Raw genomic sequence first — 19938 nt, forward strand, 5'->3', positions numbered from 1 at the left:
CCATGAAATGGAACACGCGTTGGATCATTGCGCCCAGCAATGCGTATCGAACTAGGAGCGAGCCGATGCCGCCTGTGATGCCGACAGTGCCAAAGCCGGGTCAGGAAAGCGTTTGGGATTATCCGCGCCCGCCTCGGCTCGAACCGTTCCTCAAGCGCGTCCAGATCGTGTTCGCAGGCGCCCAAATCGTCGATGCACCGCAGTGTTGGCGCGTGCTCGAAACCAGTCATCCGCCAGTTTATTATATCGATCAGGCCTTTATCGCCGCGGGTGCACTGGTTCCGGCCCCGGGCGGCAGTCTTTGCGAGTGGAAAGGAGCCGCCCGCTACTTCGATGTCCTCAGCAACGGCGAGATCGCGCATCGCGCGGCGTGGAGCTATCCTGCGCCGCTCCCGCCCTACGCGGCGCTTGCAAACGCGGTGGCTTTTTACGCGGGGAGCATGGAGCGGTGTCTGGTGGGCGGCGAAGCCGTTACGCCACAGCCCGGCGGTTTTTATGGTGGTTGGATTACCGCCAATGTAGTCGGGCCATTCAAAGGCGACCCGGGATCAATGGGCTGGTAGCCCGCCGAGTACGACGGCGGGCGACGGTTTCAGTTGCTCAATGGCCTGGCGCCGCCGATTGGAGCCTTGGCGCCCGAGAGATCGATAACTCCCGGTGTCATGGTCAGATAGGTGCCCGCTTCTTCCTCGGTCGAGGTAACGACCCGGATGGTGATGGCTTTGGTCGCAATCTGGCGCTTTTGGCTGGGCAAGGTCTGCACCATGGCCCTGGCTGCGGCCGCACACGGTTTGCGAGCCTGGCGACGCACCTCGGTATCCTGGGAAGCAACCTTGCATTCAAGGCTGGGGACGCAACCGACGTTGATTGCGGTATAGCCTATCGCGGAGAGCTGGCGTCTGACGCTGGGCCGGAAATCGGCATATTCTATAGGCAAGTCCGTCAGCAGAAACGGTCCGCTGGCGACGCACTGGCCATTGAAGGAGAATGAGGTGTCCTGGCCCAATGCGCTCGGAACAGCACCATAGAGGGAAAAGAGTGTCAAAACGACACTTGCTACAAGGGCACGCATTCAGCTCATCCTGTTTCTGGAATCCGCACCGCACCCTCGCTATAGCGCGACATCGACCCCGCTCGCAAATGTAAAATTAAGACGATGTTAACGCAAAGGTCGGGCACCGTCGCACTGGAAGGTACGGGACAGCCAGAGTGATGTTGGACTGGGTTCTGGCGGAAAGGTTTGGCAGTCCGACCGCTTCATCGCCGCGCCAAGGCTGCAACGCAACATCGATTTGATCGGCCAAACCGTTATGGCGCTGCAGCGCGCGCGAGAAACGGCTGCAGTTCTGCATCAAGTTCAACCCCGACGGCGTCGGAAAAAACGTTGGTGGCGATCATCAACCCGGCAAAGGCGATCAGCTCGACACAGGTTTTTGGCGTGTAGATGGCACCAAGAGCCGCCCAGACATCGTCCGGGACGGATTTGGGATCCGTGCCAATGGTGCTGCCCAAACGCACCAGCAACGCCTCGGCCGCCGTTGGATCCAGCGCATCGGGATCGTCACCGCCCTGAATCAGCGCGCGGCGCATGAAATTGGTGCCGATTAGACTGCCGGAGGCGTGGCTGATGGCGTAGGCGAACATCCAGATCGCGCGATCGCCCAGAATCGGGCGCAATAGGTCGCGCAAGGTGAACCATTCGCCATAGACCCGCAGCGCCGCTGGCGAATGCAGCAGCGTGCGCTTCATATTGGTCATCCGGCCGCGCAGGCGCAGTTCTTCGTCATGGGCCTGCTGCTGTTCAGGCGTGGCATCGCCATAGGAAAGCTGGCTGATGTGGGGCATCAGCCAGCCAATGCCGGCTCGACATCGCTGATGCTTGCACCATGCTTGAAGGTATTGCCGACGGTGCAGATGGCATGGGCTTCGGCGATCAGGGCTTGTCGTTCCTCGCGGGAAAATTCTCCCTCGATCATGAAGGCGGTTGTGAAGGAGGCAACCCGGGAGGGTGGCTCGGCCGCTTTTTCGTGGGTGACACTGACATCGACTTTGACGAGGCGATCCAGCATGCCAAGCTTGCGCGCCGCGATCCGCACGCTCAGCACCAGGCAGCCGGCCAAGGCCGCATCCATGAATTCGAGTGGCGTGAAGCCTTCGTCCGAAGCAAGATTGGCCAGCCTGGCAGCGGCGCCTGATCTGGCCTGGACCGAGCCTTGCCCGGCATGATCGAGCGTGGCATCGACAGTGGTGGGGCGAGCAACGATATTGGGCATGGCAATACACTTTCGACGGCTGGAGACAGGTGAACGGCTGCCCATGGATCGTCCCACAAACGTCTTCGTGCAAGCCAAAGAATTGAGTGAACGGCGGCAAAGAACGGCTTTATCAAAAGCGGAGCGAATTGCGCAGATCGATTTCGCCCGCACCGATGAAAATGGAATTGCGCCGTTCCCGCGACCGTTTGCTTGGATGGCGTTGCAGGGTATCGATAGCATCGATTATGGCGCAAGGCGGTTGTGATAACCGTGCGCCCCGCCCGATCCGGGCGGCATGACCAGGAGCGCTGCACATGAGGACTTCCACTTTACCGAACAGCATGTCACGGCGGCAGTTCGGCGCGCGCACAATCGCCGCCGGCATGGCTTTGGCGGCAATGCTGGGTGCCAGTCCCGCCACATTGGCGCAGGCGGCGTTCGATCCCGAGGCGGTGATCGAGATCGGCTCGCTCTACGAGCCGCAGAACCTCGACAACACGGCCGGGGCCGGACAGGGCATCAACGAGGCGTTCAACGGCAATGTCTATGAGGCGCTGTTCGCACTGACCGATGCTGGCACCGTCGAAAACGCCTTGGCAAGCGACTATAGCGTCAGCGCGGACGGGCTGACCTATACGATCACGCTGCAGCCGGGGGTGACCTTCCATTCGGGCGATCCGCTCACAGCCGCCGACGTCAAGGCCAGCATCGAGCGGGTGACGGCCGAGGCGTCCAAGAGTTCGCGCAAGAACAGCCTCAAGACCATTGTCGGCATCGAGACGCCGGACGATGCGACGGTGGTGATCACACTGTCGGAGAAGTCGATCTCCCTGCCCTACAATCTGAGCTATGTGTGGGTCGTCAACGACACGGCCACCAGCCTGACCGACAGCGAGGATGGCACCGGACCTTACACGCTTGCCGATTGGCGGCGGGGCTCCACCCTGTCGCTGGAGCGCAACGACGCCTATTGGGGCGATGCGCCGACCAATGCGGGTGTGACCTTCAATTATTTCATCGATGCCACGGCCCTCAACAATGCGCTGCTGACCGGCGCCGTCGACATCATCACCTCGGTGCAGAGCCCGGACGCTCTGGCGCAGTTCGCCGACAATGCCGATTTCACCGTCACCGACGGGCAATCGACCACCAAGGAACTGCTGGCCTTCAACGATCGCGTCGCCCCCTTCGATAACGTCAAGGTGCGCAAGGCGATCGCCCGCGCCATCGACGACAAGAAGCTGCTGGAGTCCATCTGGGGCGAATATGGTACGTTGATCGGCTCGTTCGTTCCGCCCACCGATCCATGGTATGTCGATCTGACGGCGGTCGACGCCTACGATCCCGAGAGCGCCAAGGCGCTCCTGGCCGAAGCCGGCTATGCCGACGGCTTCACCTTCACGCTCGATACGCCCGATTACGATCCGCACCCGATCGTGGCCGAATTTATCAAGAGCGAACTGGCCAAGGTTGGGATTACGGTCGAGATCAACATCATCACCGCCAATGAATGGTACACCAAGGTCTACCAGTCGCTGGATTTCGCGGCGACGCTGCAGGAGCACGTCAACCACCGCGATATCGTGTTCTACGGCAATCCGGATTTCTATTGGGGCTACAATAATCCCAAGGTCATCGAGCTGATCAAGCAGGCCGAAGCCAGCGCAACGGTCGAGGATCAGACTGCCAACCTGGTGGAGGCCAATACCCTGATCGCCGAAGACGCCGCGTCCGACTGGCTGTACCTTTATCCGCAGATCGTGGTATCGGCTGCCTCGGTGACGGGCTATCCGGTCAACGGACTGAACTCGCAGTTCTTCGCCTACGATATCGAAAAAACCGCGGACTAGCGCCGCCAGAGCCGGCGAAAGGGGCTGCCCATTCTCAGCTACATCCTGCGCCGGCTCGCTATCCTGCTGGTCTCGCTGCTGTTGGCCGCAATGGTGCTGTTCGCGCTGCTGCGCCTACTGCCAGGCGATCCGGCCAATGCCCTTTTGGGTGTCGGCGCCACCGGCGAGCAGATCGCTGCCGCCCGCGCACAGGTAGGCTCCGACTTGCCGCTCGTGGAGCAATTCGCGCGCTTCGTGACCAGCCTGGCGCGGTTCGATCTGGGCACATCGTTCGTCAGCCAGGCGTCGGTGGGCGCGGAAATCGCCGAGCGGCTGACGGTGACCATCCCGGTGACTATCCTGTCGTTCCTCCTGGCCATCATCCTCGCCGTGCCCCTGGGGATCGTGGCGGCGGTCAAAGCGGATCGCTGGTACGGCGCGGCGATCTCGGTGCTGTCGCAACTGGGCATCGCCATTCCCGTGTTCTGGGTCGGCATCCTTTTGGTGACCGCCTTCGCCATCAATATCCGGCTGTTCCCCTCTGGCGGATTTCCACGCCAGGGGTGGGCGGAGCCGTTCGACGCGCTGCGCAATCTGGCGCTGCCGGTGCTGACGATCGCCATCGTCATGGCCGCGTCGCTCCTGCGCTATGTGCGCTCGGCCACGCAGGACGTCCTGGGCAGCGACTATCTGCGCACGGCGCGGGCCATGGGCTCAGGATTTACCGAGGCACTGCTGCGCCATGGCGTGCGCAACGGCGTGGTGCCGATCATTTCCATCCTGGGGATCGAACTGGCGTCGACTTTCCTGGGCGCGGTGGTGGTGGAGAAGGTGTTCGCGCTGCCCGGATTGGGCTCGATGCTGCTGCTGGGCATCGCGCAGCGCGACTATCCCAATGTGCAGGGCGTCTTGTTCGTATCCACCCTACTGGTGCTGCTGATCGGTTTTGCCGCCGATCTGGTCCAGCGTCTGGTCGATCCGCGCCTGCGCGACCGCTCGGGGGGATCGGCATGAGCGTCGTCGACACGGCGCCATCAAGCCGCGCCCGGCCCGGACGCTCCTGGCTGTTCGCGATCGGGCTGGTGCTGGTTGGGGTCAATGTCGCGGTCGCGCTGCTGAGCCTTGTATGGTTGCCCTATGATCCGTCCAGCACGGCCGGTGGCCGGCTGGAAGCGCCGTCGCTGCTGCATTGGGCGGGCACCGACCGGCTCGGGCGCGACCTCTTTGCCCAGATGATGATCGGGGCGCGGATCGCCCTCGTCGTGGGAACCGGGGCCGTGACGATCGGGGCGGGTATCGGGGTGACGCTGGGCGTCGTCTCGGCATTCGCCACACAGCTGCTGGACGATGCGCTCGCGGCAGCATTCGATATCCTGATCGCCTTTCCAACCCTTTTGCTGGCCATGCTCGTGGTTGCGGCCAGTGATACGGCCAGCCTGTGGTCGGCGATCCTAGCCCTTGGCGTGGCCCTGTCGGCGATCGTGGCGCGCCTCACCCGGATTCTCGCCAAGCGGGTGCTGCGGCTGGACTACATTACTGCAGCCCGCACCTCTGGCACCTCATGGCCGGCAATCGTGCGCAAGCACGTGCTGCCCAATATCTGGCCGACGCTGCTGGTCAATTTCGCGCTGCAATTCGGGCTCGCGGTGATCGCCGAGGCGTCATTGTCCTATCTCGGGCTGGGCGCCCCGCCACCCAACGCCTCCTGGGGACGGTTACTGCAGGAGGCGCAGGGCACGGTCTATACGGCGCCGTTCGGCGCCATCGCGCCCGGTCTTGCCCTTCTCGTCCTCGTCATCGGCATCAACCTCTTGGCCGATGGCCTGCGCGATATCGGCGACCCCACGCGGCGCGGCTTGCCATGAGCCTGCTGTCGGTCGAGGGGCTGACCGTTTCGGCCGGGACCACGGCGCTGGTCTCGAATGTGTCGCTGTCCATTGCGCCCGGCGAACGGGTGGGGCTGATCGGGGAATCGGGTTCGGGCAAGTCGCTGACCGCCCTAACCATCACCGGGCTGTTGCCGCGCACGATCGTCGCCACCGGCTCGATCACGCTTGAAGGCACGCAGGTCATCGGAGCGCCCGAACGCACGCTCAAAGGGCTGCGCGGCCGCGTCACGGCGATGATCTTCCAGGAACCGCTGACCGCGCTTGATCCGCTGATGCGGCTGGGCCGCCAGATCGAGGAGCCGCTGCGCCGGCGTTTTCGGCGCGAAGGGCTCGATCCGGCAGGCATCCGCACCGCGATGCTGGCGCTCATGGAGCGCGTCGCCCTGCCCCAGCCCGAGCGCATCGCCACCGCCTATCCGTACGAGGTTTCCGGCGGGCAAAGGCAGCGCGTGGCGATTGCCATGGCGGTAGCCTGCCGGCCCGCATTGCTGATCGCGGACGAGCCGACCACGGCCCTTGACGTGACGACGCAGGCGGAAATCCTCAAGCTGCTGGATAGCCTGGTGCGCGAAGACGGGATGGCGCTGCTGTTCATCAGCCACGATCTGCCGGTCGTGGCCAAGGTGGTCGACCGGTTGATCGTCCTGCGCCACGGGATCGTCGTCGAACAGGGCCATGTCCGTGACGTGCTGGGCGCGCCCAGGCACGACTATACGCAGACGCTGGTCGCGGCGGCGCGGGCGTTCGACCGGGCGCTGGATGGGGCGCCATGAACCTGATTGAAGTCGAGGGCGTGAGTTTTGCCTATCGGCGCGACCGGCCGGTGCTCGAGGAAGTCAGCCTCGTCGTCCGCCGCGGCAACAATTTGGGCATTGTGGGGGAGTCCGGTTCCGGCAAGACCACATTGCTGCGCCTCTTGCTGGGGCTCAACCGGCCGACCAGGGGCATGATCCGCTTTGGCGAGCAGATGCTCGATCCGGGCGACCGCTCGTTCATGCGCCGATACCGGCGCGCGGTACAGGCGGTGTTCCAGGACCCCTATTCGTCGCTCGACCCCCGCCAGACCGTACATGGCATCATCGCCGAACCCCTGCAGTCGCTGCACATTGCCGGGCCGCACCGCGAGGCCGTCGCAGCGGCGCTGGTGTCGGTGGGGCTGTCGGCGGACGCCATGGGGCGCTATCCGCACGAATTTTCCGGCGGTCAGCGCCAGCGCATCGCCATTGCCCGCGCCATCGTCGCCCGGCCCGAACTGGTGCTGGCCGACGAGGCCGTCAGCGCGCTCGACCTGTCCACCCGCATCCGCATCGTCGATCTGCTCAAGACGCTAGGTCAGTCGATGACGCTGGTGCTCGTCTCACACGATCTGGGCGTGGTGGCGTCGCTGTGCGAAGACATCGTGATCCTGGAGCGCGGCCGGATCGTGGAAAGCGGCAAGACGCGCCAGATCCTGGCAGCGCCGCGCCATGCCTATACGCGCCGGCTGATCGACAGCGCCCCGCGCATGCCAAACGCCTCGGGCGGGCCGTGACTTAGCTTTTCCGGAGGTTGACCAGGGTGCGGCCGCGGACCCTGCCGGCCAGGATATCGAGACCAGCTTGGGGCAATTGGGACAGTGCGATCTCAGTGACGGAAGGCTCGAACAGCGTGGCATCGAACAGGTCGGCGAGGCGGTTCCAGGCGGCAAGGCGTGTCGCATAGGGCTGGGTGACGCTATCGATCCCCAGCACGGCCACGCCGCGCAGGATGAACGGCAAAACGCTGATGGCCAGTTCGATGCCGCCAGCATTACCGATCGCGGCAACAGCGCCGCCATATTTGACCTGCTTGAGCACCTTGCCCAGAACAGCGCCGCCGACCGCGTCGACCACGCCGGCCCAGCGAGCACTTTCGAGCGGCTTGTCGGGCGCCGCCATCAGTTCGTCGCGCCCAACAATGCTGTCGGCGCCCAGCCGGCGCAGGTCATCGGCAAGCTGCGGGCGGCGGGACATCGCCACTACCGTATAGCCCAGCCGGTGCAGCAGATGAATGGCGATCGAGCCGATGCCGCCGCCAGCCCCGGTAACCAGTACCTCGCCCTGCCCGGGCACGAGGCCATTGGCTTCCAGCCGGTCGATGGCGAGCATGGCGGTCAATCCCGCGGTGCCCAGCACCATGGCGGTGCGCGTGGAGAAATTTGCAGGCAGCGGCACCAGCCAGTCGGCATCCAGCCGCAGCTTTTGGGCAAAACCGCCCCAGCGCGTTTCCCCGACCCGCCAGCCGGTCAGGATAACTTCGTCGCCGGGCACGTAGCGCGGATCGGTGCTGTCCAGAACGCGGCCCGCCGCATCGATGCCACCGACATGGGGATAGCTGCGGACCAGCCCGCCTCCGCCGGTCAGGCAAAGGCCGTCCTTGTAATTCAGCCCGGACCAGTCGACGGCGACGGTCACATTGCCGTCCGGCAGGCGGGCGTCATCCAGGGTCTGTACGCCGGACGTGATGTCGCCACGATCGGATTTTTCGGTGACGAGGGCTTGGAAGCTCATGGCAGGTCCGGGACGTCGGCGCGGCGTGGAACCTGATACTAGCCCTGACCATCAGGGGGAGGAAACAGGTTTGTACGCGAAGTCCTCTTCACCTCTCCCGAAGGGAGGAGTGAACAGGCCGCGGCCGCCAGACCTACCGCGCCGCCCAGTTCATGCCACGGCGCAGAATAGTGCTCATCTCGGGCACCTTGAATTCGCTGGCGACGTGGCCGAGCGAAGAATAGAACACGCGGCCCTCGCCATGACGGCGTTTCCATACCACCGGCATGGTCACGCCATCGATCCAGGATGCATGATCGCCGTTGAACGTCGTGGTCGCCAACACCTCGTTGGAGGGATCGACGTGCATGTAATATTGCTCGGAATGATAAGCGAAGCTGGCAATGCCCGCCATGACCGGATCGTCGGGCCGGGTGATATCGACGCGGTAGTCGATGATGTTGCCGGGATGGGCCACCCACTGCCCGCCGACCATGAACTGGTAGTCCACCGCCTCGCGGAACGCATCGCCCATGCCGCCGTGATAGCCGGCAAGGCCGACGCCGCCCTGCACTGCGGCGGTTAGGTTGGACAATTCCTCTTTTTCGATCTTTGACATGGTAAAGATCGGCACGATCAGGCTCAGATCCCGGATCGAGGGATCGGCAAAGGCCTCGGTGGTGTTTTCGACATAGACTTTGAACCCGTCTTCCTCGAGCATGCCGCGAATGATGGCGGCGCATTGTTCAGGCTCGTGGCCGCTCCAGCCGCCCCAGACGATCAGTGCTTCACGCATTGGTTTTCTCCTCGATTCTATCTAATTTCACCGCGTCTCTTGGTCCGAGGCTTAGCCCAGCCGGCCGTTGACCAGCGATTCCGATAGCGGCGCCGGGCGGGTGACGGGCGTTGTGATGTCAACGACCCGACCCGATTGCGATGACGTTTCAAACGCTTCCATGACTTCGAGCACGTGCAGCGCGAGATCGCCATTGGCGCGGTGCGGGCGGTTGGACACGATGGCATGGGCCATGTCGGCCAGCCCGATGGAGCGGTAATTGCCCTCCCCGGCATAGGGCATGTCGGTTTCGACATTGCTCCACTCGCCGCCCTTTTTCAGCAGCTCGATCTGGCCACCGAAATGGTTGGGATCGGGCACGATCAGCGTGCCCTCGGTGCCATAGATTTCCAGCGGCCCATGCTTGTGGGCGGCAACGTCGAAGCTCATCGTCACCTGCACGACCGCGCCATTGACGAAGACCAGCGTGCCTGCGACATGGGTCGGCACGTGCACCGGGATGACCTCGCCGGCGCGTTCCTTGGCGGTGATGGTGCGGGTCGGGCGCACCATGGTGCCGAAGCCCGAAACCTTGGCGACCGGACCCAGCAAATTGACCAGGTCGGTAATGTAGTAGGGCCCCATGTCGAGCATCGGGCCGCCGCCGGCTTCATAATAAAATGCCGGATTGGGGTGCCAGCGCTCATGACCGGGGCACATGAAATAGGCGGTGCCGCCGACCGGCTGGCCCAAGGTGCCGTCATCGATGATGCCGCGCGCGGTCTGGTGGGCGCCGCCCAGGAAGGTGTCCGGCGCCGAGCCGACGCGCAGGTTTTTGACCTTGGCGGCGGCAACCAGCTTCTGGCCCTCGGAGAAGACGATGCCGAGTGGCTTTTCGGAATAGACATGTTTGCCGGCATCGATGGCGCGCAGGCCGACATCGACATGGGCCTTGGGGATGGTCAGGTTGAGGATGATCTCGATCGAAGGATCGGTGAAGATGTCGTCGAGCGGGATGGCCTTGAGACTGAACTCATTGGCGCGCGCCTGGGCGGCGGCCGGGTTCATGTCGGCAACGGCGCGAATGTCCAGAATGGGAAAATCCTTACTGGCCTTGAGGTAAGCCGCCGAAATATTGCCTAAGCCGACAATGCCGATGCCAAGTTTCTGCACAGGTTATCTCCCCGTTTCCGTTTGCGAATAATCGATCGTGCTGCGCCGCGCCGGGCCGGTGGTGCCCCAGGGCGAGCCGTAGAGTTCGCCCAGTGCCACTGCAGCCGCCCCGCGCGCCCAGAGCTCATCGCCCACATCGTCGATGACGATTTGAGCTACGGTCTTGAGCGGCTCCGGGATGGCCTTGGCAAAGGCGAGGCGCAGTGAATCCAGCAGGTAATCGCCCAGCGCCAGGGTAGAGCCGACCAGGATCACCCGCGGCGGCGCGAACAGCGCAACCAGGTTGGCGATGGCGATGCCGAGGGCCGAACCGGCGCGCGCCGCTGCAATGCGCAGTTCGTTGTCGCCCTCTTCAATCAGCCCGCGTACACGGCCCATGCCCTGGCCCAGGCGGATGGCGTCGCGCACCCTGGAATCGCCGTGCTCGCCATTGAGGATAGCCTGCTCGCTGGCCAGCTCGGACAGCTTGACCGCGTGTTCGGGGTCGGCGCCCATGATCATGTCGCCCAAGGTCAGGCTGAGTTCGCGCGCGCCGCGGAACAATTGCCCGCCATGCAACACGCCCAGCCCCAGGGTTTCCTCGACCGCCACCAGGACGAAATCGTCGCAGTCGCGGCCACGGCCGAACCAGTGCTCGGCCATGGTGATGGCGTTGGCGTCGCTTTCCACGATGGTGTCGATGCCCAGCCGTTTGACCATGGCTTCCTTGAGCGAGACGTTGGCATCGCGAAACACGGCGCTGGAACGCACCCGGCCGCTGCCATGCTCGATAATCCCCGGTAGCGACAGCGCCACCGTCTTGATTTCGTTGAGCGCCAGGCCCGCATCCATGACGCAGCGGCGCACGCCGTCCTCCACCAGATCGGCGATAACCTCGATGGGCAGGCGATCGACCCGCACCGGCAAGGTCAGTCCGGCCAGCACATCGCCCTGGAAATTGGTGACGCAGAACACCAGGCGATTGGAGGCGATCTTGGCGCCGACGACCCGTGCCGCCTCCGGGTTAAGCGTCAGCATGACGCGCGGCCGGCCCCGATTGCCGCTATTGCGCAGATCCCCCTCGTGCCGCGTGGAAATCAGCCCGTCATCGAGCAGGGACGCGGTGATGGCCGAAACGGTGGTGGCCGACAGCACCGTGCGCTCGCCGATCTCGACACGCGAGATCGTGCCGAACCGCCTGATGGTGTCGAGCACGTGGAAGCGGTTGATCGCGCGCATCAATTCGGGGTCGGCAGTCTTCATGACGCAAGCGGGACTCGGTTGTGTCGCGTCCCGAATTTACATCGCGACGCGAATTAAGTGCCGAACTTGTAGCCGCGCCGTTTGCGGAGGCGCAAGAACAAAACACCCGGCATCCGGCGATTTTTTCCCCTGATGCTGCGTGTTAATTTTACAGGGCCTTGACAGGCGGATGCAGCCGCGCGTTATTTAATGCGCATCAAGGACAAATATGTCCGATGCTGGAGGATACCATGACATTGCATATCGGCCGCGCCACGCGGCGAACGTTTGTATTGGCGTTCAGCGCCATTGCCCTGACCGCCGGGGCGTCCGCCGCCTATGCGCAAAGTACCATCAAATGGATGCATCTGCAGACCGACCCGGCCAGGCTCCAGGTGTGGCAGGATATCGCCGCCGCCTATGAGGCCGACCATCCCGACGTCAAGATCGAATTCCAATTCCTCGAGAACGAAGCCTTCAAGGCCAAGCTGCCGACGCTGCTGCAATCGGCCGATGCGCCGTCGATGTTCTACACCTGGGGCGGCGGCGTGCTGAAGGCGCAGGCCGATACCGGCAAGATTCGCGACATCACCGCGGCGATGGATGCCGATGGCGGCGCCTGGCGCGCCTCGATCTCGCCGGCCGCCGTCGATGGCTTGAGCATCGATGGCAAAGTGTGGGCGGCCCCATTCCAGCAGGGCGTCGTCTCGTTCTTTTACAACAAGGCCCTGTTCGAGCAGGCCGGCGTCGACGCCACGACGATCGCCACCTGGGATGATTTCCTGGCGGCCGTGCAAAAGCTCAAGGATGCGGGCATTACCCCGATTGCCGGAGGTGGTGGCGAGAAATGGCCGCTGCACTTCTATTGGAGCTATCTGGCGATGCGCGAAGCCGGCCAGGCTGGGTTCGAGGCGGCAAAGGCCGGGGAAGGCTTCCAGGGCGAGGCCTTCGTCAAGGCCAGCCAGCACCTGGCAGACCTGGGTAAGATCGAGCCGTTCCAGGACGGTTATCTCGGCGCCACCTGGCCCGATACGCAGGCCGTGTTCGCCGATGGCCGCGCCGCCATCCTGCTGGGCTTTGAAAATACGGCAACGCCCCAGACCCAGGCGCAGGCCGCCACCGACGGCAAGGGCCTGGCTGCCGACAATGTCGGCCGCTTCGCGTTTCCGGTGATCACCGGCGCGCCGGGGCTGATCACCGACGATTTTGGCGGCCTGAACGGCTGGGTCGTGACCACCGATGCGCCGCCGGAGACCGAGGATTTCCTCAAGTTCCTGATCAATGTCGACAACGAGCGCACCATGGCGGAACGCAACGACATGCTGCCGACCACCTTGGGTGCCGAAGACGGCGTCAAGGACCCCTCGCTCGCAGAAAGCGCCGCGCAGATGGCTGCGGCCACCTGGCACCAGAACTATCTCGACCAGGACCTTGGTCCCAATGTGGGCCGCGTGGTCAACGACATGTCGGTTGAGATCGTCTCCGGCCAGTTGTCGCCCGAAGACGCGCTGCAGCAGATCCAGGATGCGTTCTCGCTGGAAATGTAACCCTGCCCGCCGCCATGCCCAAGCATGGCGGCGGCTTTTTCCGGTCCGGGCGTGGAGCGATATACGCAATGAGCCAAGCCACTTTCACTGCCGACACGCCCCGACGCCCCGCGACGTTCCTCGGCCTCAACCGGCGGCAGCGGGGGCAAATCCGCGGCAAATGGGCCGTGCTGGCCTTGTTCCTGCCCCCTGCCTTGTTGCTGTTCACGGTGTTCGTCATCCTGCCGATGGGAGAAGCGGCGTGGTATTCGTTCTACAACTGGAACGGCTATGGGCTGCCCGACCAGTGGATCGGCACCAAGAATTACGAGCTGATCTTTCGCAACGGCGCGTTTCGCCAGGCGCTGATCAACAACGGCCTGATCATCGTTATTTCGATCTGCGTTCAGATCCCTCTGGCGCTGTGGCTGGCCACCATGGTGTCGAGCCGCATCCGGGGCGCCGTCACCTTCCGTCTGTTGTTCTTTTTACCCTATGTGCTCGCCGATGTAGCCGCGGGCATGATCTGGCGCTTTGTTTATGACGGGGAGTTCGGACTAGTCGCCGGCATCTGGCGTACCTTTGGCGCCGAGCCGCCGTTCTGGCTGGCGGACAAAAGCGTGGCTATCTATGCCGTGCTCGGGGTGATCATCTGGAAGTATTTCGGCTTTCACATGATGCTGTTCATCGCGGGCCTGCAGGCGATCGACAAGAGCGTTCTGGAGGCCGCCGATATCGACGGCGCCACCGGCTGGCAGAAATTCTATAGCGTTACCCTGCCCCTGCTCGGCTCCACAGTACGGCTATCGGTGTTCTTTGCGGTGGTTGGCTCGCTGCAATTGTTCGACATGATCATGCCCCTGACCGGGGGCGGTCCATCCAACGCGACGCAGACGCTGGTCACCTTCCTGTTCTCGTTCGGGGTCATGCGCATGCAGGTCGGCTTTGGCTCGGCGGTCGGCGTGGTGCTGTTCGTCATCTGTGTCACGCTGGCATTCAGCTACAAGCGGGTGTTCATGAAAAATGACTGAGATCGCAGCCCAGCCCATCGACGCAGCGACCGCGCCCGGCAACGGCCGACGCCCCAGCGCCGGCACGCAGACCTATCTTTATGCCAGCCTGGTCATCGTCGCCGGCATCGTCATCGTGCCGCTGGTCATGACCGCTCTGGGCGGCCTCAAGACCCTGGGCGATCTGCGGGGCAATCCGTTCGGCCTGCCATCGACGTGGATGTGGAGCAATTACGGCGATATCATCGTCAGCCAGCGCTATTGGCTGCAGATGGGCAATTCACTGCTCATTGCCGGGCTGACGGTGTTCCTGACGCTGTTGTTCGCCTCGATGGCGGCATTCACCTTCGCGCATGTGAAATTCTTCGGCTCAGACTTTTTGCTGAACTATTTCCTCGTCGGGCTGATGTTTCCGGCAGCGACTGCCATCCTGCCGTTGTTCATCCGCATTCGCGACCTGGGTCTGCTGGATACCTATTGGGGCGTGGTGCTGCCCCAAGTGGCGTTCGGGCTGGGCATGAGCATCCTGTTGTTCCGCAATTATTTCAAGAACCTGCCCAATGAGCTGTTCGATGCCGCCTTCGTCGATGGCGCCGGGTATCTGGGATTTTTCTGGCATATCTGCCTGCCGCTGAGCCGGCCCATCATCGCCACCGTGGGCATCATCTCGTTCGTGGGCAGCTGGAACAGCTATATCCTGCCCTTGATCATGCTGAACTCGGACAGCAAATATCCTTGGCCGCTCGGCATCATGGTGTATCGCGGCGAATTCTCGACCGACTGGCAGTTGATCCTGGCGTTCATCACCCTGACCATCCTGCCCACAGTGATCGTGTTCTTTGCCGCACAAAAGCACATCATCGCGGGGTTGACGGCGGGGGCGGTGAAGTAGCATCGGGGCACGCCCTCGTGGTTCGAGGCTCGCTGCGCTCCCACCTCACCATGAGGGCTACTGTTAAATCACCGTTTTCCAGTACCCCTCATGGTGAGGTGCGAGTTCTTACGAGCCTCGAACCACGAGGGCGTGGCTACGCCTAAGCGCTCACGCGCACGCCACTCGAAGCATCAAACACATGGACCTGGTCACGGCCGGCGCGGACGCTGAGACGGCTGCCGGCCAGGACGTCGACAGCGCCACTGACGACGACCGTGATTGCGCGACCGCCGATCAGCAAGTTGACGAAAGTCTGGCCGCCGGTAGGCTCGACATATTCGACTTCGCCCTCCAGAACCGTGCCGGGGCCGTCGAGCAGCAAATGCTCGGGCCGCAGACCGATCACCACCGCCTGTCCGGCGGTCACCGCGCTGCCGGGCGCGAAGTCGAACACCACGCCCTCGCTGGTTTTCGCCTTGCCGTCGCCGACAATGGCGGCGTCGAGGAAATTCATTGCGGGGGAGCCGATGAACCCGGCGACGAAAATATTGGCCGGGTGCCGGTACAGCTCCATCGGCGTCCCCGATTGCTGGATGACGCCCTTGTCGAGCACCACGACGCGATCGGCCAGTGTCATCGCCTCGACCTGGTCATGGGTGACGTAGATCGAGGTGACGCCGACCTTTTTGTGCAAGGCCTTGATTTCGCCGCGCATCTGCACGCGCAGCTTGGCATCGAGGTTGGACAGGGGTTCATCGAACAGGAACACGGATGGATCGCGCACGATTGCGCGGCCCATGGCGACGCGCTGGCGCTGCCCGCCCGAGAGCTGGCTCGGCTTGCGATCGAGCAGCGGCTCCAGTTCCAGCATGCGCGCGGCATTGGCCACGCGCTGGGCAATTTCGGCCTTGGGCTTGCCGGATAGTTCCAGATTGAAGCTCATATTGCGCGACACCGTCATATGCGGGTAGAGCGCATAGCTCTGGAACACCATGGCAATGTTGCGCTCGCGCGGGGTCATATCGTTGACCACCTCGTCGCCGATGGCGATTTCGCCGCCGGTGATATCCTCAAGGCCGGCGATCATGCGCAGGATTGTCGACTTGCCGCAGCCCGACGGGCCGACCAACGCGACGAATTCACCCTCATCGACATGCAGGTCGATGCCCTTGATCACCGAAACGGTGCCATAGCCCTTTTCGATATTGCGCAGATCCAGTGATGCCATTGTTCAACCTCCACCCATGCCGGTAACCGCCGGTCTATTGAGGTTGATATTATTTGGATTGCGCAGGAAATCAACGCCGGTTTGGTGCATCCGGCTTCAATTCAGGATGAGTGCACGCTTGGCCGCGTCAGAATTGCGTCGCCCTTGAACGGCGGCTTCGGCTCATTCGCCATCCCTGGCGGGTGCAATGGTATAGGCACAACGGCGGGCACCGGCGAGCATGTGCTCGTCGCGCCGCACCTCGGCGCCGAGAACGGCGCGGAACACGTCGAGCTCGGCCCGGCAGAACCCCTGGCAGACGGCGGCGGCGGCGCAGATCGGGCAATGGTTCTCCACCAGCACGAAACTGCCGTCCTCATGCTCGCTCCATTGAGCCATATAGCCTTCCGCCGATCGGATGTCGGCAAGCGCGGCGACCTTGTCGCGCAAGCTGATGCAATCGGCCATGGCGGCGCCATAGCTGTCCAAGGTCTGGCTTTCGCGGGCGCCCACGATGGCGTCGAGCGCGCTTTCGCCCAGGGTATCGCGCACGATATCGAGCATCTGCACCGTCAAGGCGGCGTGGGTATCGGGAAAGCGGCTTGCGGCGGCTGGCGTCAACTTCCAGATCTGCAACGGCCGCCCCACCGCCCCTGCCTCGCCCGTGGCGGCAACCAGGCCATCGGCGGCGAGCCGGAGCAATTGCTGACGCGCCGCCTCTCCGGTCGTGCCCACCAGTTCGCCCAGCCGGGCCGCCGACAATGCGCCGTGCATCTTGAGCGCCATGAGGATACGCTCCGCCGGATCGCGTGGCGACCAGAGGGTGTTTTGCATACCTTGACTTGACTTGCGCGCGTCGATGGTTTTCAAAGCCATGGCTTGGATTATACGTCCCAGCGGAGAATTGCAAGATTCGCCGCGCACCGAAACAGAGGAGCCCTTCATGGCCTTCACGCTTCCCGACCTGCCCTATTCCCACGCTGCCCTTGCCGCCAACGGCATGAGCCAGGAAACGCTTGAGCTGCACCACGACAAGCATCACCAGGCCTATGTCACCGCCCTTAACGGCTTTGTCGAAAAGAATCCGGACCTGCAGGGCAAGAGCCTTGAAGAAATCGTGCTGTTCGCCAATGGCAAGGCCGATATGGCACCGGTGTTCAACAATGCCGGGCAACACTGGAACCACATCCACTTCTGGAATGCCTTGAGCCCCACCGGCGGCAAGCTGCCGGGTTCGCTCGAAGCCAAGATCGTCAGCGATTTCGGCAGCGTCGAGGCGTTCAAGGAGGCGTTCAAGACCGCTGCGACCACGCAGTTCGGCTCGGGTTGGGCCTGGCTGGTGCTGGGCACCGACGGCAAGCTCAAGACCGCCAAGACCCCGAACGGCTCCAATCCGCTGGCGACCGGCGAAGGCAAGCCGCTCTTGGGCCTCGACGTCTGGGAGCACAGCTACTACGTCGATTTCCGCAATCGTCGCCCGGACTACGTGACCAACTTCCTCGACAAGCTGGCCAATTACGAGTTCGCCGAAGCCAATCTTTCGGCCTGATTTGCCGTGTTGCCCGAAGACGGTTTTGCGCTGACAGAGTTGCGCCTGCGCGAACCGGTGCATCCGCCGGTTCGACTTGCCGAATTCCGCGAGACCATGGCTGGGCTGGCCGCGACCGTGTCGGTCGTCGCCACGGCCCATGCGCACGAGACGATCGGCAGGACGGTTACAGCCGCCCTGTCGCTTGGCGCCACGCCCCCCTCGGTGCTGGTGTCTATCGATATCACCGCGCGGCTGGCCGATCTGATCGTGATGTCGCGCGGCTTTTCACTGGCCATGCTGGCCCAAGGCCAGGAGACCATCGGGGATGCGTTTGCCGGCAAGCTGGGCGATGATCGTTTTACCTATGGCGATTGGCGGGCCTGGCCCTCGGGCAATCCCATGCTGATGGGGGCGGCTGCAACGCTGGATTGTGAGCTGATCGGCTCGATCGACACCGGCACCCATGTGCTGTTTGCCGGCGCCATCATCAACAGCGAAATCGCCGCTGCCGCCGAGCCCCTGATCTGGCACCGGCATCGCTACAGGTCATTGACGGACCAGGGTTCGGGCGAGCACACTCGTTAGCCTCGCAACCATCTCTTGCTTGCGGTCTTTCCCCTTCCCGCCAGGAAGATCATCGTGCCCAAATATTACTTTCATTATCGCACCGACGACGGCGTCGTCCGCGACGACAACGGCCACGAACTCGACGACCTGGACGCCGCCGAGCGCCGGGCGGCAGAAATGGGCCAAGCCATCATCGGCCGCGCCTTAGGCGACGGCGACGATCCCAAGGCCCCACGCTCCATCGAAATCACCGACGAGGGCGGCGAAGAATTGCTCTATGTGGTCTTCTGGGCCAGCCCGGAGCCGGTGGAAAAGGGCAAGGCCGGGACTGTGGTGGAGCCGGTGACGCTGCACTAGGCCAAGGCCCCCTCACCCTGCTTGCTCCGCTGAACGCGTCGCAAGCTGTCCCTCTCCCACAAGGGGCGAGGGGTGGCACCGCGTTTACCCATGCACAGAGCCATCCTTCTCCCCTCGTGGGAGAAGGTGCCCGAAGGGCGGATGAGGGGGCTTGCCTAAAACAACCGCCACCGTTTTGGCCGGAATGCCAGCCGCGTCTTTTCGCCGGCGGGGTGATCGAAGGGCAGGTCGATTTCCACCTTGTGGCCATCGCCACCAATTTCAAGCTCGACGCGCCTCGTGCCTCCGACGCGGCGTGATGAGGTAACCACGCCTGCGAGCGACGCGTCGTGCTCGACCAGTTCGACATCGTGCGGGCGAAAGAACAGTCGGGCTTCGCCGGCCGTGCTGTCGCGCGCCGGCACGCCAATGGCCCGGCCGCCCGACCAGAGTTCGCCATTTTCCACCGTGACCGGCAGTTCGCTGGATTCCCCGATAAAGCCGAACACGAAGGGCGAGGTCGGGCTGTCATAGACGGTATCGGGTGTGCCCACCTGCTCGATCTTGCCCTGGCTCATGACGCAGAGCCGGTCGGCCAGTTCGAGCGCCTCTTCCTGGTCGTGCGTCACGAACACCGTAGTGTGGCCGGTGCGATCGTGGATCTCGCGCAGCCATTTGCGCAATTCGCGGCGCACCTGCGCGTCCAGCGCCCCAAACGGCTCGTCGAGCAGCAGCACGCCCGGCTCGATCGCCAAGGCGCGCGCCAGGGCCACGCGCTGGCGCTGGCCACCCGAGAGCTGGTTGGGATAGCGCTTCTCGAGCCCCGAGAGCTGGACCAGATCGAGCAATTCCATGGCCCGGCGGCGGATTTCCCCTGCCGGCGGACGGGTCGCACGCGGACGCACCTTGAGACCGAACGACACGTTTTCCAGGATCGTCATGTGCCGGAACAGCGCATAATGCTGGAACACGAAGCCGATATTGCGCTCCTGCACCGTCTTTTCGGAAGCGTCGATATCGCCGAAAAACACCTGGCCAGCCGTGGGCACTTCGAGCCCCGCAATCAGCCGCAGGAGCGTGGTCTTTCCCGAACCGGAGGGGCCCAGCAAGGCAATCAGTTCGCCCGAGCGGATATCGAGCGAAACGTCGTGCAGCGCGGGAAAACGATCGAATTCCTTGCGCACATTGGCGATGCGAACTTCCATGTACAGTGTGGTCCTAACGTCTAGATCTGGAGT

The 19938-nt window shown here is 63.4% G+C and carries 23 protein-coding genes; 13 read left to right on the forward strand and 10 right to left on the reverse strand.

Translation table 11 applies throughout. The features are described 5' to 3' along the window. The first annotated feature begins 65 nt into the window (after positions 1-65). The gene (locus ACFE8X_RS00335; RefSeq protein ID WP_375449444.1) at positions 66-563 is read left to right on the forward strand and encodes a DUF427 domain-containing protein; all 498 of its coding nucleotides are present in this window, start codon (positions 66-68) and stop codon (positions 561-563) included. 29 nt (positions 564-592) lie between these two features. Here ACFE8X_RS00335 and ACFE8X_RS00340 read toward each other — a convergent pair whose 3' ends face one another. From ACFE8X_RS00340 to ACFE8X_RS00350, 3 genes are all read right to left on the reverse strand, one after another. Further along, the gene (locus ACFE8X_RS00340; protein WP_375449445.1) at positions 593-766 is read right to left on the reverse strand and encodes a hypothetical protein; all 174 of its coding nucleotides are present in this window, start codon (positions 764-766) and stop codon (positions 593-595) included. Positions 767-1308: 542 nt separating this feature from the next. Then, positions 1309-1845 (reverse strand): hypothetical protein, encoded by a 537-nt coding sequence (locus ACFE8X_RS00345; protein ID WP_375449446.1) that lies wholly within the window; start codon positions 1843-1845, stop codon positions 1309-1311. Then, positions 1845-2273 carry an OsmC family protein gene (locus ACFE8X_RS00350; RefSeq protein WP_375449447.1) on the reverse strand — a complete coding sequence of 143 codons (429 nt, stop codon included), beginning with the start codon at positions 2271-2273 and terminating at the stop codon, positions 1845-1847. Before ACFE8X_RS00350 ends, ACFE8X_RS00345 begins: the two co-directional genes overlap by 1 nt. On the opposite strand from ACFE8X_RS00350, the gene ACFE8X_RS00355 reads away from it, so the two are divergent. From ACFE8X_RS00355 to ACFE8X_RS00380, 6 genes are all read left to right on the forward strand, one after another. Further along, entirely contained in the window at positions 2272-2520 is a 249-nt protein-coding gene (locus tag ACFE8X_RS00355; RefSeq protein WP_375449448.1) for a hypothetical protein, read from the forward strand. The two genes, ACFE8X_RS00350 and ACFE8X_RS00355, sit on opposite strands and share 2 nt — an antisense overlap. 118 nt (positions 2521-2638) lie before the next feature. Further along, complete coding sequence (locus ACFE8X_RS00360; RefSeq protein WP_375449849.1) at positions 2639-4105, forward strand: ABC transporter substrate-binding protein; 1467 nt, start codon at positions 2639-2641, stop codon at positions 4103-4105. A gap of 45 nt (positions 4106-4150) precedes the next feature. After that, positions 4151-5098: an ABC transporter permease gene (locus ACFE8X_RS00365; protein ID WP_375449850.1), complete on the forward strand. Its 948-nt coding sequence runs from the start codon at positions 4151-4153 to the stop codon at positions 5096-5098. Continuing rightward, positions 5095-5949: an ABC transporter permease gene (locus tag ACFE8X_RS00370; protein ID WP_375449449.1), complete on the forward strand. Its 855-nt coding sequence runs from the start codon at positions 5095-5097 to the stop codon at positions 5947-5949. Before ACFE8X_RS00365 ends, ACFE8X_RS00370 begins: the two co-directional genes overlap by 4 nt. Beyond that, complete coding sequence (locus tag ACFE8X_RS00375; protein ID WP_375449450.1) at positions 5946-6746, forward strand: ATP-binding cassette domain-containing protein; 801 nt, start codon at positions 5946-5948, stop codon at positions 6744-6746. The genes ACFE8X_RS00370 and ACFE8X_RS00375 overlap by 4 nt, the downstream gene beginning before the upstream one ends. Continuing rightward, positions 6743-7504 carry an ATP-binding cassette domain-containing protein gene (locus tag ACFE8X_RS00380; RefSeq protein WP_375449451.1) on the forward strand — a complete coding sequence of 254 codons (762 nt, stop codon included), beginning with the start codon at positions 6743-6745 and terminating at the stop codon, positions 7502-7504. Before ACFE8X_RS00375 ends, ACFE8X_RS00380 begins: the two co-directional genes overlap by 4 nt. Position 7505: 1 nt before the next feature. Here ACFE8X_RS00380 and ACFE8X_RS00385 read toward each other — a convergent pair whose 3' ends face one another. The 4 genes from ACFE8X_RS00385 to ACFE8X_RS00400 all read right to left on the reverse strand — a co-directional run bounded on the left by ACFE8X_RS00385 (position 7506) and on the right by ACFE8X_RS00400 (position 11670). Beyond that, on the reverse strand, positions 7506-8501 hold the full coding sequence (locus tag ACFE8X_RS00385; protein ID WP_375449452.1) for an acryloyl-CoA reductase: 996 nt from the start codon (positions 8499-8501) through the stop codon (positions 7506-7508). Positions 8502-8634: 133 nt separating this feature from the next. Beyond that, a complete protein-coding gene (locus ACFE8X_RS00390) occupies positions 8635-9276 on the reverse strand; it encodes a ThuA domain-containing protein (protein WP_375449453.1) in 642 nt (213 codons plus the stop codon). A gap of 51 nt (positions 9277-9327) precedes the next feature. Next, complete coding sequence (locus ACFE8X_RS00395) at positions 9328-10428, reverse strand: Gfo/Idh/MocA family protein (RefSeq protein ID WP_375449454.1); 1101 nt, start codon at positions 10426-10428, stop codon at positions 9328-9330. 3 nt (positions 10429-10431) lie between these two features. Next, the gene (locus ACFE8X_RS00400; protein ID WP_375449455.1) at positions 10432-11670 is read right to left on the reverse strand and encodes an ROK family protein; all 1239 of its coding nucleotides are present in this window, start codon (positions 11668-11670) and stop codon (positions 10432-10434) included. Positions 11671-11900: 230 nt separating this feature from the next. On the opposite strand from ACFE8X_RS00400, the gene ACFE8X_RS00405 reads away from it, so the two are divergent. The 3 genes from ACFE8X_RS00405 to ACFE8X_RS00415 all read left to right on the forward strand — a co-directional run bounded on the left by ACFE8X_RS00405 (position 11901) and on the right by ACFE8X_RS00415 (position 15077). After that, positions 11901-13196, forward strand: a complete 1296-nt coding sequence (locus tag ACFE8X_RS00405; RefSeq protein ID WP_375449456.1) for an extracellular solute-binding protein — start codon at positions 11901-11903, stop codon at positions 13194-13196. A 68-nt stretch (positions 13197-13264) separates the two neighbouring features. Beyond that, positions 13265-14206 (forward strand): carbohydrate ABC transporter permease, encoded by a 942-nt coding sequence (locus ACFE8X_RS00410; RefSeq protein WP_375449457.1) that lies wholly within the window; start codon positions 13265-13267, stop codon positions 14204-14206. After that, entirely contained in the window at positions 14199-15077 is an 879-nt protein-coding gene (locus ACFE8X_RS00415; RefSeq protein ID WP_375449458.1) for a carbohydrate ABC transporter permease, read from the forward strand. The genes ACFE8X_RS00410 and ACFE8X_RS00415 overlap by 8 nt, the downstream gene beginning before the upstream one ends. Before the next feature lie 142 nt (positions 15078-15219). Here the strand turns inward: ACFE8X_RS00415 and ACFE8X_RS00420 are convergent, their stop codons facing one another. After that, on the reverse strand, positions 15220-16287 hold the full coding sequence (locus ACFE8X_RS00420) for an ABC transporter ATP-binding protein (RefSeq protein WP_375449459.1): 1068 nt from the start codon (positions 16285-16287) through the stop codon (positions 15220-15222). Positions 16288-16449: 162 nt separating this feature from the next. Continuing rightward, complete coding sequence (locus ACFE8X_RS00425) at positions 16450-17100, reverse strand: helix-turn-helix transcriptional regulator (RefSeq protein WP_375449460.1); 651 nt, start codon at positions 17098-17100, stop codon at positions 16450-16452. A gap of 109 nt (positions 17101-17209) precedes the next feature. Between ACFE8X_RS00425 and ACFE8X_RS00430 the strand changes: the two genes are divergently transcribed. The 3 genes from ACFE8X_RS00430 to ACFE8X_RS00440 are packed head-to-tail and all read left to right on the forward strand — an operon-like array spanning position 17210 to position 18721. After that, the gene (locus ACFE8X_RS00430; RefSeq protein ID WP_375449461.1) at positions 17210-17815 is read left to right on the forward strand and encodes a superoxide dismutase; all 606 of its coding nucleotides are present in this window, start codon (positions 17210-17212) and stop codon (positions 17813-17815) included. A gap of 6 nt (positions 17816-17821) precedes the next feature. Continuing rightward, positions 17822-18382, forward strand: a complete 561-nt coding sequence (locus ACFE8X_RS00435) for a flavin reductase family protein (RefSeq protein ID WP_375449462.1) — start codon at positions 17822-17824, stop codon at positions 18380-18382. A gap of 54 nt (positions 18383-18436) precedes the next feature. Next, a complete protein-coding gene (locus ACFE8X_RS00440) occupies positions 18437-18721 on the forward strand; it encodes a DUF6894 family protein (RefSeq protein WP_375449463.1) in 285 nt (94 codons plus the stop codon). Between the two features lie 155 nt (positions 18722-18876). Here ACFE8X_RS00440 and ACFE8X_RS00445 read toward each other — a convergent pair whose 3' ends face one another. Next, positions 18877-19905 carry a sulfate/molybdate ABC transporter ATP-binding protein gene (locus tag ACFE8X_RS00445; protein WP_375449464.1) on the reverse strand — a complete coding sequence of 343 codons (1029 nt, stop codon included), beginning with the start codon at positions 19903-19905 and terminating at the stop codon, positions 18877-18879. Positions 19906-19938: the final 33 nt, after the last annotated feature.

This window comes from uncultured Devosia sp., from assembly GCF_964244875.1.
GTDB lineage: Bacteria > Pseudomonadota > Alphaproteobacteria > Rhizobiales > Devosiaceae > Devosia.